Origin of the sequence: Nocardioides caldifontis (genome assembly GCF_008087345.1) — a bacterium.
Taxonomy (GTDB): domain Bacteria; phylum Actinomycetota; class Actinomycetes; order Propionibacteriales; family Nocardioidaceae; genus Marmoricola_A; species Marmoricola_A caldifontis.
In genome coordinates, this window is sequence record NZ_ML701737.1 from 417,210 (window position 1) to 434,225 (window position 17,016).

The 17,016-nt window shown below is 71.1% G+C and carries 15 protein-coding genes; 5 read left to right on the plus strand and 10 right to left on the minus strand.

Annotation, left to right across the window (positions count from 1 at the left end):
- Positions 1-373: 373 nt before the first annotated feature.
- A complete protein-coding gene (locus tag FIP57_RS07780; protein WP_148572942.1) occupies positions 374-1,132 on the plus strand; it encodes an SDR family oxidoreductase in 759 nt (252 codons plus the stop codon).
- A 6-nt stretch (positions 1,133-1,138) separates the two neighbouring features.
- Here FIP57_RS07780 and FIP57_RS07785 read toward each other — a convergent pair whose 3' ends face one another.
- The 3 genes from FIP57_RS07785 to FIP57_RS07795 are packed head-to-tail and all read right to left on the minus strand — an operon-like array spanning position 1,139 to position 4,062.
- Positions 1,139-1,663: a macro domain-containing protein gene (locus FIP57_RS07785; protein ID WP_148572943.1), complete on the minus strand. Its 525-nt coding sequence runs from the start codon at positions 1,661-1,663 to the stop codon at positions 1,139-1,141.
- A gap of 36 nt (positions 1,664-1,699) precedes the next feature.
- Positions 1,700-3,028: an O-antigen ligase family protein gene (locus tag FIP57_RS07790; RefSeq protein ID WP_148572944.1), complete on the minus strand. Its 1,329-nt coding sequence runs from the start codon at positions 3,026-3,028 to the stop codon at positions 1,700-1,702.
- On the minus strand, positions 3,025-4,062 hold the full coding sequence (locus tag FIP57_RS07795) for a hypothetical protein (RefSeq protein WP_148572945.1): 1,038 nt from the start codon (positions 4,060-4,062) through the stop codon (positions 3,025-3,027). The genes FIP57_RS07790 and FIP57_RS07795 overlap by 4 nt, the downstream gene beginning before the upstream one ends.
- Positions 4,063-4,298: 236 nt before the next feature.
- Between FIP57_RS07795 and FIP57_RS07800 the strand changes: the two genes are divergently transcribed.
- Positions 4,299-5,228, plus strand: coding sequence for a sulfotransferase family protein (locus FIP57_RS07800; RefSeq protein WP_148572946.1), 930 nt, complete (start codon positions 4,299-4,301; stop codon positions 5,226-5,228).
- Between the two features lie 6 nt (positions 5,229-5,234).
- Here the strand turns inward: FIP57_RS07800 and FIP57_RS07805 are convergent, their stop codons facing one another.
- A complete protein-coding gene (locus FIP57_RS07805) occupies positions 5,235-6,800 on the minus strand; it encodes an oligosaccharide flippase family protein (RefSeq protein ID WP_148572947.1) in 1,566 nt (521 codons plus the stop codon).
- Between the two features lie 177 nt (positions 6,801-6,977).
- Between FIP57_RS07805 and FIP57_RS07810 the strand changes: the two genes are divergently transcribed.
- Positions 6,978-7,853 (plus strand): sulfotransferase domain-containing protein, encoded by an 876-nt coding sequence (locus FIP57_RS07810; RefSeq protein WP_148572948.1) that lies wholly within the window; start codon positions 6,978-6,980, stop codon positions 7,851-7,853.
- A 4-nt stretch (positions 7,854-7,857) separates the two neighbouring features.
- On the opposite strand, the gene FIP57_RS07815 is transcribed toward FIP57_RS07810, so the two are convergent.
- Positions 7,858-8,979 carry a phosphotransferase family protein gene (locus FIP57_RS07815; protein WP_162529708.1) on the minus strand — a complete coding sequence of 374 codons (1,122 nt, stop codon included), beginning with the start codon at positions 8,977-8,979 and terminating at the stop codon, positions 7,858-7,860.
- Complete coding sequence (locus tag FIP57_RS07820) at positions 8,945-10,030, minus strand: sulfotransferase family protein (protein WP_162529709.1); 1,086 nt, start codon at positions 10,028-10,030, stop codon at positions 8,945-8,947. The genes FIP57_RS07815 and FIP57_RS07820 overlap by 35 nt, the downstream gene beginning before the upstream one ends.
- 188 nt (positions 10,031-10,218) lie before the next feature.
- On the opposite strand from FIP57_RS07820, the gene FIP57_RS07825 reads away from it, so the two are divergent.
- Both FIP57_RS07825 and FIP57_RS07830 read left to right on the plus strand, forming a co-directional pair.
- The gene (locus tag FIP57_RS07825) at positions 10,219-11,328 is read left to right on the plus strand and encodes an outer membrane protein assembly factor BamB family protein (protein WP_148572951.1); all 1,110 of its coding nucleotides are present in this window, start codon (positions 10,219-10,221) and stop codon (positions 11,326-11,328) included.
- 48 nt (positions 11,329-11,376) lie between these two features.
- Positions 11,377-12,420 carry a hypothetical protein gene (locus tag FIP57_RS07830; RefSeq protein WP_148572952.1) on the plus strand — a complete coding sequence of 348 codons (1,044 nt, stop codon included), beginning with the start codon at positions 11,377-11,379 and terminating at the stop codon, positions 12,418-12,420.
- Positions 12,421-12,479: 59 nt separating this feature from the next.
- On the opposite strand, the gene FIP57_RS07835 is transcribed toward FIP57_RS07830, so the two are convergent.
- From FIP57_RS07835 to FIP57_RS07850, 4 genes are read right to left on the minus strand one after another with little or no spacing between them, the layout of a single operon-like run.
- Positions 12,480-13,769, minus strand: a complete 1,290-nt coding sequence (locus FIP57_RS07835) for a hypothetical protein (RefSeq protein ID WP_148572953.1) — start codon at positions 13,767-13,769, stop codon at positions 12,480-12,482.
- 38 nt (positions 13,770-13,807) lie between these two features.
- The gene (locus FIP57_RS07840) at positions 13,808-14,887 is read right to left on the minus strand and encodes a hypothetical protein (RefSeq protein ID WP_148572954.1); all 1,080 of its coding nucleotides are present in this window, start codon (positions 14,885-14,887) and stop codon (positions 13,808-13,810) included.
- Positions 14,884-16,089 (minus strand): carboxylate--amine ligase, encoded by a 1,206-nt coding sequence (locus FIP57_RS07845; protein WP_148572955.1) that lies wholly within the window; start codon positions 16,087-16,089, stop codon positions 14,884-14,886. Before FIP57_RS07845 ends, FIP57_RS07840 begins: the two co-directional genes overlap by 4 nt.
- Before the next feature lie 19 nt (positions 16,090-16,108).
- On the minus strand, positions 16,109-16,960 hold the full coding sequence (locus FIP57_RS07850) for an isocitrate lyase/phosphoenolpyruvate mutase family protein (protein WP_162529710.1): 852 nt from the start codon (positions 16,958-16,960) through the stop codon (positions 16,109-16,111).
- Positions 16,961-17,016 lie beyond the last annotated feature (56 nt).

Sequence of the window (17,016 nt, forward strand, 5' to 3'; positions counted from 1 at the left end):
CGCCTCCAGTGCTCCCCCCTGGCACCCCTCCTCGAGAACAGAGGCGCGCTCGGTTCGCACCGAGCGCGCCTCCAGGCGTTCGGTTTCCCGACCTCCCAGTAGTCGGAAAACCCCTGTGCTGCAGAAGTCGGGGGGTGAGCTCCTGCCGCCGTTCAGTTGTGCGGTGCCGCCCCGAGCGGCCAGTCCTCCCAGAACTGACAACCGTGGCGCTGCCAAGTGTGAACCTGGTCGCACGTTCAGGTCAAGCGACCAACACAAAGTCCCTGGTCGGACGATCTGGACAACCGTCCCACTGCGCTCCACCCCGCGCAAATGTGGACCGGACCACCGGGCTAGAGTGCCCGGCGGTCGTCTGCCCTGAGGGAGGAACAGCATGCAGGTCGAAGGCTCCGCTGCGATCGTCACCGGAGGCGCCTCCGGGTTGGGGGCGGCCACCGCGGCCCGGCTCGCGGCGAAGGGGGCCCGGGTCTTCGTGCTCGACCTGCCTCAGGCGATCGAGAGCGCCCCCGCCGTGAGCGGTGTCGACTACGTCGCGACCGACGTCACCGACCCCGAGAGCGTCCAGGCCGCGGTCGACGCCGCCTCCGCCGGCGACGCCCCGCTCCGCGTGGTCGTCAACTGCGCCGGGATCGGCCCGTCCGCCCGGATCCTCAGCAAGCGGGGCGTCCACGACCTGGCGCTCTACGCGGAGGTCGTCCAGGTCAACCTGATCGGCACCTTCAACGTGATGGCGCTGGCCGCCGAGCGGATCGCCCAGGCCCCCGAGCTCGAGCACGGGCAGCGGGGGGCCGTGGTGAACACCGCCTCCGTCGCGGCGTACGAGGGGCAGATCGGCCAGGTGGCGTACTCCTCCTCCAAGGGCGGCATCGTCGGGCTCAACCTGCCCGCCGCCCGCGACCTGGCGCAGTACGGCATCCGCGTGAACACCATCGCCCCCGGCATCGTCGAGACCCCGATGCTTGCCACCGTCTCGGAGGAGTTCCGCGCCGGGCTGGCGGCCGGGATCCCGTTCCCGAAGCGGCTCGGCCGCCCGGAGGAGTACGCCGACCTCGCGCTGTTCCTGGTCGAGCACGACTACATCAACGGGGAGGTCGTCCGGATGGACGGCGCCCTGCGGATGGCCCCGCGCTGACCTGACCTACCTCCCGAGCCGCGCCACCGCGTCGACGAGCCCCTGGTAGGCGACGTCGCCGAAACCGACCAGCACGGCCTTCGTCACCCTCGTCGGCGTGCTGGTCAGCGTGGAGACCTGCACGTCGATGGCGTCCTCGCGCGGCCAGCCGTAGATGCCGGCCGACACCAGCGGGAACGCCACGGTGAACGACGTCAGCGCGTGCTCCTCGATCAACGAGTCCGCGACCGCGAGCGCGTTGCGGTAGCAGGACTGCAGCAGGTGCCGGTTCCCGCCGCTGCCGTCGTAGACCGGCCCCACGACATGGATCACCCACCGCGCGGCGAGCCCGTGACCGTGCGTCCACCCGGCCTGGCCCGTCTCGAGCCCTGAGGGGAACCGCTCGACGCACTCCTCGAGGAGGGCCCGTCCCGCGGCGGCGTGGATGGCGCCGTCGACCCCGCCTCCGCCGCGCATCCGGGTGTTGGCGGCGTTCACGATCGCGTCGACGTCCAGCCTGGTGATGTCGTCCTGGACGACCTCGAGCTGCATGGGGCCTCCGGACCTGAGCGAGGTCGCCGGCGGGCCTCAGGTCGGGGTGCGGGGCGTCATAGGCTGCGGCGCCTCGATCCTGGTGCTCCCGCCGCGCGCAGTCCGTTCCTCCGCGAGGAGGTTGCCGTAGAGGGTAATCAGGAGCAGCACCATCCAGAAGATCTTGAACTCCATGCTGGACAGGAAGATCAGCGCGAACGCCAGCCCGAGCAGGGACGCAGCAGCCGCGCCCCGGTGTTCAGCGGGCAGCCGCAGCGCCTCGCGCAGCCCGAGCAGCAGCCCTCCGGTGAACAGCAGCGTGCCAACGACGCCCGTCTCGACGAGTGTCAGCAGCCACAGGTTGTGCGGCTGGTAGGACCCCTCGTCGCCGGTGAGCACCCGCGCGCCCGGCACGCTCGCCTGCTGGTCGGCGTACACCTCGGGGAAGGTGCCCCACCCCGAGCCGATGATGCACATCTCCGGGCAGGCCGACAGCCCGACCTCCCAGATGTCGCTGCGCCCCGAGGACGACGTCGCGCTGTCGAAGCTTCGCTCCGTCAGCCCCAGCGGCTCGAAGACCCAGATCGCCCCGGCTGCCACGACGCCGAGCGCGAGCGCAGCCACGAGCCGTCGTCTCGTCCCGCGCGGGCTGGTGAGGATCAGCCCGAGCAGGACCACCGCTGCTCCGAGCGATCCCGTGCGCGACCCGGTCATGAGGATGCCGAGCAGGGCCAGGGCGGCGACGCCGAGGGAGGCCAGACGGGTGGCGCGGCGCGGCTCCACCACGGCCCGCTGGAGGGCCAGGGCCAGGGGAAGGAGCAGGGTCACGGACTGGATGTTCGGACCGAGCATGCCGTTGCCGAACCGCCCGCCCTCCTCGACACCGCCACCGGGCCTGTCGCTGAAGAACCCGCCGAGGACGACCAGCTGGTAGAGCCCGTAGCCGACGACGGCGACGCCCCCCATGAGGATGCCGTTCTCGGTGCGGCGGACGACCTCCCGGTCGACCTGGGCGCAGGCCACGAGGGCGAACACCACGACGAGGGGCCCGAGCACCAGCAGCCCCCGGACCGTCTCGGCACGGTCGACGGTCCACATGCTCGTGGCCATGGCGAGCCCCAGGAACAGCAACCAGACGGTCACCGCGGGCGGCCAGCGGGCTGCTGCCCGACGCCCGGCCAGCAGCTGGCCGGCCACCCCCACCGCGACGAGCAACCCCAGCAGGGACGAGGCGGACCCGTACCGGGACGGCCCCAAGGACAGGGCACCTCCGAACGGGATGACGGCCGCGTACAGCGGGAGCCCCACCCGCAGGGGCTGCCTCACCACCACGACACCGACGACCACTGCCACCGGCGCCAGCGCGAGGACCACCAGCCAGCTCATCTGCGCCCCCGGTTCCGACGGTCGCGGGTCGGGTCGAAGCCCGGGTCGACGACGTCCCAGTACCTCGACGTGAACGGCAGACCGCACAGCGCGTCCGCCGGGACCCTCCACAGCTGCCCGCGGCCCTCCGCCACGGTGTTCTCCAGCTTCAGAGCGGTCGTCCCGCCGGAGTCGCCGATGTAGAAGCCGTACCTCTGGAGGGCGCGGGCGATCACCAGCGCCTCCGGCGGCAGGTCCAGCGAGTCCAGGTCGACCGACGTCCTGATCCGCAAGCGCAGCCCCTGCGGCGGCACGGAGGGGTCGCTCCCCCGGTAGTCCCCGTCCGAGCCGACCATAGGGAACACGAAGTCATGGGAGACCTCGGGGCCGGCGGCGACCTTGAGCACGTGCCGGACCGCGCCCTCGCGCACCTCGTCCCACGAGACCGCGGCCACGGCGCCGTTGTTCCCGCGGTGGGACCCACGGTTGCGTGGTTCGTCCGACCGTCCGGTCTCCACGTGGAGGCCGTTGGAGTCGAGGTAGGTGACCGATGCCCCCGCCGCGCTCCAGGTGTCGGTGTCCGGGTCGTACTCGGCGCCGGTGAGCATCACCACGAACCCTGCGCGCGGGTCGAACACGGTCATGCTGCCGTCGCTGTTCGCGGCGGCGCGCGCACCCACCGGGATCCGCAGCCCATCGAGCTCCGGCAGGTCACCCGCGAAGGTGCTCCGCACGTCGTAGCGGGGGTCCTTGCGCGTCACGGTGTACATCGGCTGTCCCCACGGGCTGTCGCCCGCCCCCGCGAGGACGAGGCACCCCTGGCCGCTCTCGGGAGCGGTGCGGAGGTAGTCGAGGATCCCCTCCGCGTGCGGGTGCAGCGGCGTACGACGCGGCAGGGGCGTGTTCCACCAGGAGCCGTCGTGGAAGGGACGCGCACGGTCGTTGGGGAAGAAGGAGCCTTCCTCGTCGGCCGCGGCGTCCTCCACCGTGTCGCGAGCGGCGCGGAACCCCACGGCGAGCAGGACGAGCGCGGCGACGAGGACCGTGACCACCACGGCCGCCGCACGTCCCCATCGACTCCGACTGATCGCCCTGCCCCCACGCTGCGACGGCGTGTCCAGGGTCCCGAGACGACTCCGCCACCGCTCTCGCGTCCACGATAGGCCGACCGCGTGCCCTGGTCACCGGACGGCACGGCATGGTCTGGCCCTGCGGTTGCGGAGGTCGTGGACGCGGCGTATAACGGCCCCACCATTGGCTCGAGGGTCTTCGATCGGGGGGAGGCCGGACAATGTCCGAGGGGCGGCTGCCGAACCTGCTGGTGATCGGCGTGCCGAAGGCGGGCACCGGCTCGCTCTACGGCTACCTCTCCCAGCACCCTGACATTTGTGCCTCTGACGAGAAAGAAGTGGGCTACTTCAACTACTTCAACCCCGCCCGGAACCAAGGTCCTCCCCCACCGCTGTCCGACTACCGCAGGCACTTCGCGCACTGCACCGGCGCGCGCTACGCATTCGAGGCGACCCCGACGTACTCCTACGGCGGCAGGCCGGTCATCGACGCCATCGCTGCGACGCTGGACCGTCCGCGGATCGTGTTGTCCCTGCGCAACCCGGTCGACCGCCTGTGGTCCGCCTACACCTTCCAGCGCGAGCTGGGGAACATGACCCGGTACCCCCGGTTCGAGGACTACCTGGAGGCCTGCGAGCGGCGAAGCCCCGACGGAAGCGACCTCGTGCCCCGCGACCACCTGCACGGCCTCTACATCGGGCACTACGCGAACTACGTGCCGCACTGGCTCGACGCCTTCGGCTCCGACCTGCACGTCATCTTCGCGGAGCGGTTCCGAAGCGACCCGCACGCCGTCGTCGCCGGGATCTGCCGCTGGCTGGGCATCGACGACGCGGTCGTGCGACGGCTCGACCTCCAGCCCCGCAACACGACCCAGCACCCGAGGAGCACTCGTGCTGCCCACCTCGCCTACTCCGTGAAGCGGGCCGCGGAGCGCCGTGGGTTGCTGCCGCCAAGGCTCAAGTCGTCGCTCCGGGGGGTGTACCAGAAGGCGAACGCAGGCGCGCCTCCCGAGGCCATGAGCGACGAGGTCCGCCGCCACGTGGAGGAGCTCTACCGCTCGTCGAACGAGGTCACGGCCCAGGCCCTGCTGGCCCACGGCTACGCCGACCTGCCGACGTGGCTGCGGGTCTCGGCCGGCAGCAGCTGAGACCGTTCACCGCACGAGCCTGCCGACCAGGGGGAGCCGCTGCAGCTCCGGGAACGTGGCCGAGAGCTGGAGTGCGGGCTGGCTCCCCCACAGCACGAGGAGCGACACGACCGCGGCTGCGACCACGCTGGCGACGATGCCCGGCGCGACGAGCCACTCGAAGGCCGCGAGCAGCGCTGCTCCGCCCACGATGAGCGCGTAGCAGGTCCAACAGCTGCGGTCCACGCACGCCGTCGCGATGCTGCCGCGCAGCGCCCACTGGTTGAGCAGGTTCTGCGACGTGAGCGCGATGCAGTTGGCCGCGGCGATGCCGACCGCCCCGAGCTCCGGCGCGAGTGCGAAGCAGAGCCCGATGTTGAAGACGGCGACGAAGAGGTTCACCCCGACCAGCCACCGGATTCGGCCGCACACCTGCAACGCATAGGTGTTGAACCCCAGCACGACGTTCAGGTAATAGCCCACTGCCAGGACCGAGAGGACGGTGGCCGACCCGGCGTACCGCTCGCCGAACATCGCGACCGTCGTTGCCGGCGCAAGCGGGCCTGTGAGGGCGAAGATCGGGAACGTGAAGACGGCGACGAAGGCCGCCGTGTTCCAGTAGGTGCTGCGCAACCCGTCCATGTCGCCACGGGTGTGCAGCCGCGCGATGATCGGCAGGAACAGGGTCGCGAACGAGGCGGTGATGGACGTGTTGAGCCGTGCCGGGCCGAAGGCGACCCGGTAGTCCGCGACCTCGACCATCGAGTGCAGGTGCGCGAGCACCACCACGCCGCCCATCTTCAGGGAGAGCAGGCTCAGCTCTCCCGTGATGAGCGGGAACGAGAACTCGAAGACGTCCCGGAACGGGAAGACGATCTCGCGCAGCCGGAACTTGCCAAGCAGGTCGCGTTCGCGAAGCGCCGCCACGAACAGCACGACGTAGAGGCCGATCCCCGCGGCGGCCGCGAGGAGGTAACCGACGGCGAGGAACATGACGCTGGCGTTGCTGAGTGCCAGGACGAGCACGACGACGAACCGGAGGCCGGGAGCGAGGAGGTACTTGCGGAAGAAGATGGCTGTCGGCTTGGTGAAGACCGCGAACAGGGAGACGAAGACCTGGTCGAGCGCCTCCAGCGGCGAGAGGAAGATCAGCAGGAGGACGAGCCGCGTCCCGTCGTCGCCGTCGACCGCGGAGCCGATCAGCTCGTCGGGGAAGAGGTAGAGCGCGGCGATGAGCGGGACGCTGGTGGCGACGATCGTGCCGACGGCCAGGAGCATCGCGCCGAACATGCGAGGGTGGTCGCCCTGCTCGTCGTACGTCGCCATGAACCGGCTCAGCAGCCGCCCCTGGCCCAGGCTCAGCAGGATCCGCGCCGATCCCGCAAGGGTGATGGCGTACTCGAACGCACCGAAGTCCGACTTACTGAGCGAGCGGACCATGATGACCTGGGTCGCCAGCGCGATCACCAGCGCGAGCACGCGCCCCAGGACCAACAGCGCGGAGCCGCGGATCTGGCGTTGCTGGGCGCCCTCGACGTGTGCGTCGCCAGCTCCAAGCCCCGGCCCCGCCGCGTCCCCACGCGCTTCACCCATGCACGCCTCCCCGAGATGGAGTACGCCGCACCGGAACCCCACCAGGTCCCGCGACCTGAATCCCGGGAACGCCGGTCGTCGCTCCCTTGACCTCAGCCCCCGTGACGGTCAGCCTCGAACTCTATCCGGCCCTTCCTGCGTTGAGAAGGGACCGATGACGGGCCAAGGAGTGGGGCTATGTCCGACGTCAGCAGGGTTCCGAACTTCCTCTACATCGGCACCAGCAAGGCTGGTTCCACCTGGCTGTTCAACGCCCTGGCGGTGCATCCGCAGGTCGCGCTGGCGTCGGACAAGGGGCTGTACTACTTCGACCAGCACTTCGACCGCGGAGAGAGCTGGTACCTCTCCCAGTTCGCCGGGTTGCCCGATCGTCCGGCGATCGGCGAGATCTCGCACTCCTACCTCTCCTCGCCGGAAGCTCCGAAACGCATCGCAGCGCTGAACCCGGCGGTGCGTCTGCTGGTCTGCCTGCGGGAGCCTGTCGACCGGGCGTTCTCCGACTACCTCGACCTGGTGAAGAACGGCCAGTTCGACGGCCCGTTCGAGCAGGCGCTCGAGGCATACCCCCGGCTGCTCGATCGTGGGAGGTACGCCACCCACCTCGGCCGCTACCTCGAGGTCTTCCCGCCCGAGCAGCTGCTGGTGCAGCTCTTCGACGACCTGCGTGCCGACGCTCAGCGGTACGCCGACGAGGTGACGCGTTTCCTGTCGCTCGATCCCATGGCCCTTCCGGCGAGTGAGCTGCGGAGCCGGATGCCCGCCGGCGTCCCTCGCAACGCGACGGCCGCGTCGGCTGCCAAGGCGGCCTCCCGGCTCGCGAAGAGGGTGGGGCTGCGGCGGTTGCGGTCGCGGGTCAAGCGCTCCGTCAGGCTGCGGAACGCGCTCTACCGCCCCTATCGCGACGACCGGCCGGTCATCGGCCCGGGGCTCGAGGCGGAGCTCCGCCAGGAGATGGCGGACGAGGTGAGCGCGCTGAAGCCCTTGCTGGGCATGGACGTGGCGCGACGCTGGGGTTACGGCACTCGCGAGGCGGACCAGCCCACCGGCGTGTGACCAGTCAGTCCTCGGCGGCCTGGAGCAGCCGGTCGACCTCGCCCCGCAGATGGGACGACGCGAGCCGGAGCGGCCCCCTGCGCAGCCGCCCGAGGCCCGTGCGGGAGGACGCCACGAGGGCCGTCCACTTGTCGATCAGGATGAGCAGCCCGTAGGCGCGGAGCTGCTCGCGCGCGGGATCGCCGTCAGGCGCATAGCCACGGATGACGGCGGTCTCGATCGCCTCGAGGTGGCCCGACGGGTGGGCCAGCCCGTGGCTGTGCAGCGCGAGCCCCGAGAGCCGGAGCCCGACGAGGAAGCGGCAGAGGTCCTCGTGCCGCGGCACCGCCCAGCGGAACAGTGGGTCGAACACCGCGACGCGACCGTCGTCCAGCGCGAAGACGTTGCGCGGCGCGAAGTCCCCGTGGCCGACGGCGAGCTCGAGCGTCGCAGGCAGGGCAAGCGCCACGAACCGGGAGGCACGCGCGACCACGTCTCCGACCGCCCGGGTGCCGAGGTGCTGGTCGAGGAAGCCGCCGCACGCCTCGAGGTGGGCCAGCACCGCCTCCCGGGTCTGCTGCCGTGCTGGGAGACCGTCCGGAGGGACCGCCCGCTGGTGCAGCGCCAGCCAGCCACCGACGGCCGACCAGACCTCCATGGCGGTCGGCTCCGTGGCCCGACGGTGGGCGAGGCGGTGGACCCGGCTCTCCCGGACCAGGCGGTCGCGCAGGGTGTCAGCCTCGACGTACTCCATCAGGACGGTCCGGTGCTCAGGGAGGTGGGCGACCGGCCGAACCGCCGCGAAGCGGTCGTCGCCGCTGACCTGCTCGGCGATGAGGCACAGGCCGTCGTGCTCGAGGGCGCTCAGCTCGGCCGCCGACAGCACGCCCGTGGCGAGCGTCGGCCGGCCGGCAGGCTGGGGCGCGGCGTCGCGACGGACCTTGGCGAGCAGCTGGGGGACCGCCGCGTCACCGACCGTCACCGTGAGCATCCGGCACCGCGGCCGATCACTGAGCTCCCTCAGCCGCACCTCGGAGCCGCCGGCGAGCCCGGGTAGCCACTCGTCGCGGTGCTCGACGACGATCTCGCGGATGGCCCGGTGCAGGACCGGGTCACCGCGACGCCGTTGCCCCGCCATCCGCGCCACGCACCATCGCGTAGGCCTTGCGAAGGTCATGGAGCGAGCGCCCGTGCTGCACCGTGCGGACCGCGTCGGCGAACCGCACCGCCCGACGAGAACGCGCGCGTGCCAACGCCTGCTCGACCTTGAGCAGCCGGCGCGCCAGCTCCACGGGATCACCCTGGGCCATGAGAACTGCGTTGTCGTGGGCCACAGCCGTCGCAGGCGTCGGGGGAAGCTCGAGCTTCCCACCTCGCCGCAGCCAGCGCTGGTCCCCACGGGATCGAGGGAGCCCCCGCACGATCGGCTCCTCGACCGAGTAGCCGAAGCAGGCTGCCAGCTCTGCCACCCGGTCGAGCGACCTGCGGTCCTCGATGCTGATGTCCGACCACCAGTGGTCGGCCCGGCCGGCGTCGATCGGGTCGGTGGTGACCGTGCTGCCCTCGACCGCCCTGGGCGCCCCCTTTTCCGGCTGCACCTCGTGGTGGTTGAGCATCGACGGCGACCAGGGCGCGCCCAGGAACTGGACCAGTTCGTGGAGCACGGCCTCGCCGTGCCGCACCAGGTCCTCGTAGCGCAGCAGCGCGAACCGGTCCCCGACGGCTCGTGCTCCCTCGACCATGCGAGTGTTCGTCGCGCCCCAGTAGGAGACGGCCTCGTCGAAGCCGTAGTGGAACCTCCGGCAGAGAGAGGTCGCCACTCCTCCGGGGTGGCGCACGATCCCCACGAAGAGCGCCTCGGGGAACACCTGCGCCATCTCCTGGACGTGCTCGGTGTGGAACGGGGTCTTCTCCGCCCAGCGCGACTTGCCTTCCTGCCGTGCGAAGCGCTCGAAGATGCCGGCGTAGAAGTCGTGCAACCGGACGTCCAGCTCGGGCTCGGTCCAACCGACCCGCTCGTACCAGCCGCGACCGGACTTCCAGCCGGGTACCTCCTTGACCGCACGCAGCCCACCCATGAACCCAGTCTCGCCTGGGCTCGCGATGTCCGGGTGGCTGTCGAGGATCAGTCTGAGCAACGTGGAGCCCGAGCGCATCGACCCGACGACGAAGATCGGGGCTGTCCCGGCTTCTGACACGGTCCTCACCTCCCCACCAGCGTCCGCGGTCACGAGAGGCACACGGTAACCCCGTCGCAGCGTCACCGCGAGGGCCCTACGGGCAGCCATGCTGACCTCCAGGCCCTTGCCTGGCAACGGCCGGCTGGCCTAGCGTCGGAGGAGCGCCCGCCATCGGGGGCGGGCGCATTCTTGTAGGGGCTACAATCATGCGCCGACCTGCTCGGCTGCCGCTGGTGGTCGCTGGTGCCGCCGCCGCCGCATTCGTCCTCACGGCCTCCCCTGCGCACGCAGAGCTGTCGCCGACGCCTTCGGGCCCGACCGGTTGGACCCCCGACGGCGCGGTGCTGGCGACCGTGGCGACGGGCAGCACGGTCTATGTCGGCGGCGACTTCACCGGCGGCGTCGCGGCGCTCGACGCGACGACCGGCGCCCTGAAGTGGACCGGCTCGACCAACGGTCCGGTGCGTGCCCTGGACCTGACCGACGACGGCAGCAGGCTCATCCTCGGCGGGAAGTTCACGACCGTGGGCGGCGCCACGCACCGGCAGCTGGCGGCCCTCGACGCCGCGAGCGGTGCCGTGGTGCCGAGCTGGCGGGGCGCCGCGGGCGGAGTGGTCCGCGACGTCCTGGTCGTCGGCGAGACGACCTACTTCGCCGGCACGTTCCTCAAGCACGGCGGCATGGCGCAGCGAGGGCTGGGGGCGGTGACGACGAGCAGCGGCGCGCTGGTCACCTCGTTCACCCCCTCCGCCGACAGCGGCGTCTTCGGCCTGGCCAGCGACGGTTCGAGGCTGTTCTTCTCCGGCAAGTTCACGGCTGTCAACGGCATCCCGCGCAACCAGGTGGCGTCGGTGGACCTCGCAACGGGGTCGCTCGACCCGTGGCTCACGTCGCGTCCTTGCACCGGATGCAACGTGTACTGGGACGTGGCCGTCGACGACGACCGGGTCTACGTGGTCGGGCGCAACGCCTGGGCGATCCAGGCCCTCGACAAGGTGACGGGGCTCCGTCGGTGGCAGCAACGGGTCTACGCGAACGGTGACGCGCAGGCCGTCACCTTCGGTGCCGACGGGCTGCTCTACGTGGGCGGCCACTTCGTCACGGTCATGGGCCAGCCACGGAGCCTGTTGGCCGCCCTCGACCCGGCGACCGGCAACCTGCAAGGGTTCTCCGCCCGGTTCGTGACGAGCTACCCCGGTATCTGGGCTCTGGCAGCGAGTCCCAGCCGGTTGTACGTGGGTGGCTACTTCACCGCGGCGGGCCCCGCACCGAACCGGTTCCCGTACTTCGCGATGTTCCCCTGGGTGACCTCCTGAGATGGGGACCGCGCGCCACCCTGCCCGCCGCCGCTCCAGGCTCACCACGTGAGCGCCTTCACCACCCTTCTGCGGGGAAGGCGGGGAACGGTCGTGGCGGGTTTCCTCGGGCTTCTCGTGGTGACCGGGACGGCACGCGTGCAGCTCGACAACTGGGTCCCCCCGCAGGCCGTGCCCCCGCCGACGCCCGACCGGTCAGTGCAGGCCTTCCGGTCCGACTCCTGGTGGAACACCCCATTGCCCGCTGATGCGCCGTCGCACCACGCGTCGGAGGCCATCCTGCACTACCTGTCGACCGGCCCTGAGAGCGGCAACGGCTGTCTCGCCCTCGCCGGCCTCGGCGACAGCCCGTGGGGAACGCCGATCTACTTCGCCGGCCGGGGAGACCCGACGTACCTCGTGCACCGGACGGCGATGCGGCTGCCCCCCGAGCTCGACGAGCTGCGCATCCCGCGCAACGCCCGGCCGTCGGTGCCCGACGGTGGCACGCTGGTCGTCTACGACGTGGACAAGAACTACGTGGTGGCACTGTCCGACGCGGTGTACGACGCCGAGAACGACTCCTGGAGCGCCCGCGGCGCCACCGTGTCGTACCTCGACTCCAACGGCCTCGACGTCCGCACCGGCCAGGCCGACGCCCGCAACACCGGCAACCTGCGGGGCGGCAACGCGGCCGTCATGGTGGTGTCGTGGGACGAGGTCGAGGGCGGGGAGATCGACCACGTCCTGTCGATGTCGTCGGGCCCGACCCTCTCCTCCCGGCACGTCTTCCCGATGGTCGGGTCGGACGGTGCCTACGAGGGCAAGGACCCTGCCGTACCACCCCAGGGGTTGCGGCTGCGCATCAAGGCGTCCGTGGACCTCGCGGCCTTCCAGCTCGACCCGCAGGCACTCGTGATCGCTCGCGCACTGCAGGAGTACGGCGTGGTGGTCGGCAGCTCGGGAGGGAGCACGGCACTCAAGCTGGAGAGCACCGTCGTCGAGGGCCGCGGGGACCTCTGGAACCTGAAGCGCGATGCCCTCTGCCGCTTGCCGTTCTCGCCCCGCTATTGGGACGTGGTCGCGGAGTCGTTCACCCCCGGGGCGCCCTGAGGACCGGCGCAGACCGACTTCCAGGGTTCGGCCTGCGCCGGCGGTTCAGGGGAGGCGGCTCAGGGAAGCGGCGTGAACGCGATGGAGTCCCTCACGACCCCGGCGAAGCGTCGCCCGTCAGAGCCGAACCAGATCCCGGTGCTCGTCGCGTAGATGAACTTCGTGCCCACACCCCGGGTCTTCCCCGGGTTCCAGGACAGAGCCCGGCCGTCGACGGGGTTCAGTGCGGCGATCCCTGGTCGCGACACGGCGCCGACGCTCGCGCTGTCACGGCCGAACGGGTTGTTCATCCACCGCTGGTGGCCACCGACGTACACGGCCGCACCGGTGACCGTGACGGAGTGCAACGTGTCCCCGCCCGTGTAGTTGATCCACACCGGACGCGTCGGGTTGGGAACCGTCGTGTTGAAGCGTGCCGCGGCGTCGCAGATGTCGCGCCCGATCCCGGAGGTCGAGGCGGGGACGTAGCCGGTGGCGGCGATGACGAAGTAGGACCCGTCGGGGCTGAAGTCGACGTCACGCAGCTGTGCGCGGAGTGCGCCGGCAGCGCAGTTGTTGACCAGCGGCTGGTAGTACCAGGGTGCGACGGTGGCAGCCGTCGGACCGAGGTCGGCCATGAACGCCCTCGCCCGTCCCAGGCCTCCGACCGTAGTGAAGTTGCCGACGGCCACGAGCCGTGTCCCGTCCGGTGACACCGCGATCCGGAAGACCTCCGTGGGGCCGGCGCCGTTGACCTTGACCGAGCCGCTGATCCCGAGGGCGATGTAGCCGGAGTCGCGTCCGTTGGCGGGGTCGAGCGCGATGAGCCTGTTGCGGAACGACCCCGCGACCAGCAGGCGGCCGTTCACGAACTCGAGGTCATTGACGACCCCGTTGATCCCCCGCGGCACCCATCCGGCGTCGATGACGGGGGTCGGTCCGTCCACGCGGTAGCGGACGAGCCGGCTGGCCACGCCGTCGGCATCGGTGAACGCACCGCCGACGTACAGGTAGGGCGCGACGTAGAGGGTCCGCCACACCTCGCCGTTCACCGCGGGCGTCCAGTCCGTGGGCGCGCCCGTCGCCACGTCGAAGGAGAACAGGTTGTCCCGGACGAGCGTGCTGCGCCGGTTCGGCGGCTGGACGCTGTGGAACTTCCCGCCGGCATACATGACCGACCCGACCTGCGCGAACGTGTTCACCGCGGCGTTCGCCACCACCGCGTCGTCGATGGCGTGCGGCGTCGACGGAGAGGGCACGGCGCTCACCACGGTCGGCTGCGCTGTCGATGCCGTCGACGGCGCGCCGACGGTGACGAGCGCTGCGGTCAACACCAGGGCGGCAGCACGCCCGTACCTCGACGATCTCATGGGGGTTCTCCTGTTCGTTCTCTACTCGTGGCGGACGCTCAGGCCCGTCTGGTGACCAACGCTCCGACGCCCGACAGGCGCAGGAGCGACGTGCGGAGCCCGCTCGTGCGGCGGACGAGGACGACGGCGGTGGCGCCGGGGATGACGTGGTGCTCGGCGTGACGCACGACGGCACCGAGGGCGGCACCGAGGGGGACGACGATCAGCGTGAACGCGTCCTCGCCCCTGGTAGCCAGCTCGGGGGTCGTGGGGTCGTCGACGATGCGGGGATGCGTGACGGGCTCGCCGTTCGGGAGCCGTACCGGGAGGCTCTGGAAGATCTTGAACAGCTCGGCGACCAGCCGGCGACGTTCGGCGGCTGCCGAGTCGGGCCCCGTCACGAACACGACCCGGGCGTCCTGGTGCAGGAGTCGGTGGCAGACCTGCGCCAGCCCCGGCACCTCCCGGCTGCCCTTCTTCAGCTCCACGCTCGCCAGGACCGGCACCCCGGCCGCCCGCGAGGCGGCCGTCGGCGACAGGACCGGCCGCCGTACCGCCATCAGCAGGGTGACGATGCCGACACCAACCACGACTCCCGCCGCGAGACCGGCGAGCACGAGCGGCAGCCACCGCACGGTGGCCGCGGGCCGGACGGGGACGGCAGCGCTGCGCTGGACCGCGAACGTCCCCATCGGGTCCTCGTACCGGTTGAGCTCCTCGGTGAACGTGCCCGCGGCGGCGTTGGCCGCGTTGGCCGCGGCCTGAGCCGTCTTGCCGTGGCCGATCACCGTGAACACGAGGTTGTCCTGCGGGGCCACGAGCTCGACGTGGTCGGGGACCACCCGTTGGGTGCTCTCCAGCCGTAGCTCCCGGCGGACGGCGTCCTCGACCGCCCCGTTGGCGAACACCGTCTCGCCGGAGCGAGGCAGCGCATCGAGGTTGGGGATCGTCAGTGCCGTGACGGGCCCGACCTGGGCCTGTGCGTCGTAGCGATCCGCGGAGCTGCGGTGCAGCACCTCGGGCACGAGCACCCCGAGCACCACCATCGTGGCCAGCACGATCCACGCGTAACGGCGCAGCCCCCAGCCCAAGGCCGAGAACGCGTCCCCCTCCGAGGCGTGCATTCCGGTGTCCCTCATTGATTCCCCCCAGTTGTCGACCTGACCAGAATTCGGCTGCCACGCGCAGTGGCCCTCAGCACGTCGGCCACGAAAGGCAACGGGTCACGTGCCGACCAGATCGCGTGCGCCTTGTGCCCGCGCATCCACCGGAGCCAGTCACCAGCCGACAGGGTGCCCCGGCGCCGCGCGACTACTGCGGCCTGGAGGTCACGTCGTACGTCGACCCACTTGGCGTCGCCGTAGTGCTGCACCCGGGCTGCGGGCAACGGAAGGCCCATGGCGTCGCGGTAGGCCGTGTCCAGCAGCTCGACACCCCCGGCCTCCGCGATGGCGGCACGGCCCGTCGGGCGACCGACGTTGGGCTCGATGATCACCGCTCGCCCCGTGCGCGCGTCGCACTTCATCTCCAGGTACGCGAATCCGTGGAACCCCAGCCCGCCGAACAGCTTGAGCAGCGTGTCGAGCACCTCGTCGTTGCGGCACTCCTCTCCCGAGGCGCTGGTGCCGACGTCCGGCGGCCACTGACGCACCTTGCGAGCGACGAACGTGACCAGGGGGCTGCCGCCCTCATCGAAGTACGCGTTGCACGAGTACAGCCCGGTCTCCGAGCCACTCACCCACTCCTGGACGAGCAGCACCGGCGTCCAGGCCTCGATCCGGTCGTAGACCGCGAGCAGCTCGGCCGCGTCGTGCACGGGGATGGCTTTCGCGCTGGTGCGAGCGAGCCACCCCGGGGCCTTCATCGGGGGTTTCAGCACCGCCGGGAAGTCATGGCAAGCCGCCGCTCGGACGGCGTCCGTGCGGTCCCTCAGCACCGTCGTCCTCGGCACCGGAAGCCCCGCCGACGCGGCGTGCTCGGCGAACCGCACCTTGTCCAGGAGCAGCTCCACCGTGTCGTGCGACGCGAGCGGGAGGACCATCCCGTGCGGCAGCCGTTCGCGATGCAGGGAGAGGAACTCGACGGCCTCGTCGGTGCATGGCAGCAGGAAGAGCTGCGTCCCCCATCGGCGGGTCATGCCGCGAAGCGCCGCGAGCAGAGGCTCCCCCGACAGCGGGGCCGTGACGATCTCCCGGCAGGAGCGGGTCCGGGTGGCCCAGTGCCGGGAGTCGGCGACCACGCCCACCACCGGCACACCCCTCGCGGCGAGGATGCGCGCGCTCTGGAGGCCGGTGATGCAGTCGAGCCCGATGACGACGGCCGGCGCTGCGGTGCCGCTCATGTCGCTCCGTGCCGACGTCTCATCGAACCTCGGCCTCCTCGGCCTCGATCGCCTCACGGGTGTGGACGAGCTCGAAGATGTGGTCGACTGCCGCGATCGCGCTGTCGACGTCGGCGGCGCGTCCGTCACCTGACAGCTTCGCCAGGGTCTCCTCCATGGCTTGGACGGATGCCCGCATCGGGTGGTTCGCGAGGATGACCATCGCGAACCCCTTCTGCTTGAGCTCGGTCGCGGAGAAGTCAGGGAAGAGCGTCGGGACCGCGACCAGGGGGACGTCCAGCCCGGTCGTGCCCCACGCCTCGAGGAACCCCTCGATCTGCTGCAGGGTCTTGTCCTTGGAGTGGATGAGGATCGCGTCGCACCCGGCCTCGGCGTACGCCACCGCCCGCTCGCAGGCAGCCTCGACGCCGTGCCCGGCGATCAGCGCCTCGACCCTGGCGATGAGGACGAACCCGTCGGTCTCCTGGGCCTGCTTGGCCGCGCGAAGCCTCCTGGCCTGCTCCTTCGTCGGCACGAGCTCCCGGATGGCAGCGCCCTGGTACAGGCTGTTCCGCTTGGGGAACAGGTTGTCCTCGATGCAGACCGCAGCGACCCCTGCCCGCTCGAACTCGCAGACCGTGCGGACCACGTTGCCGAAGCCGCCGTAACCGTTGTCGCAGTCGACGACGACCGGGAGAGACGTGACCGCGTCGATGCGCCTGGTCACGTCCAGCGTCTCGCTCATCGTCACCAGGTTCAGGTCCGGCAGGCCGTAGGCCATCGCGGACACCCCGAAGCCGCTGACCCAGACGGCGTCGAAGCCGCTGACATCGATGAGCCGAGCGCTCATCGCGTCGTGGGCGCCGACCGCGATCAGCGGCTCCTCGCCCACGAGTCCTTCCCGCAACGCCCTCCGCTTCCGATCTGCCGGCGGAACACGCCCCCCGA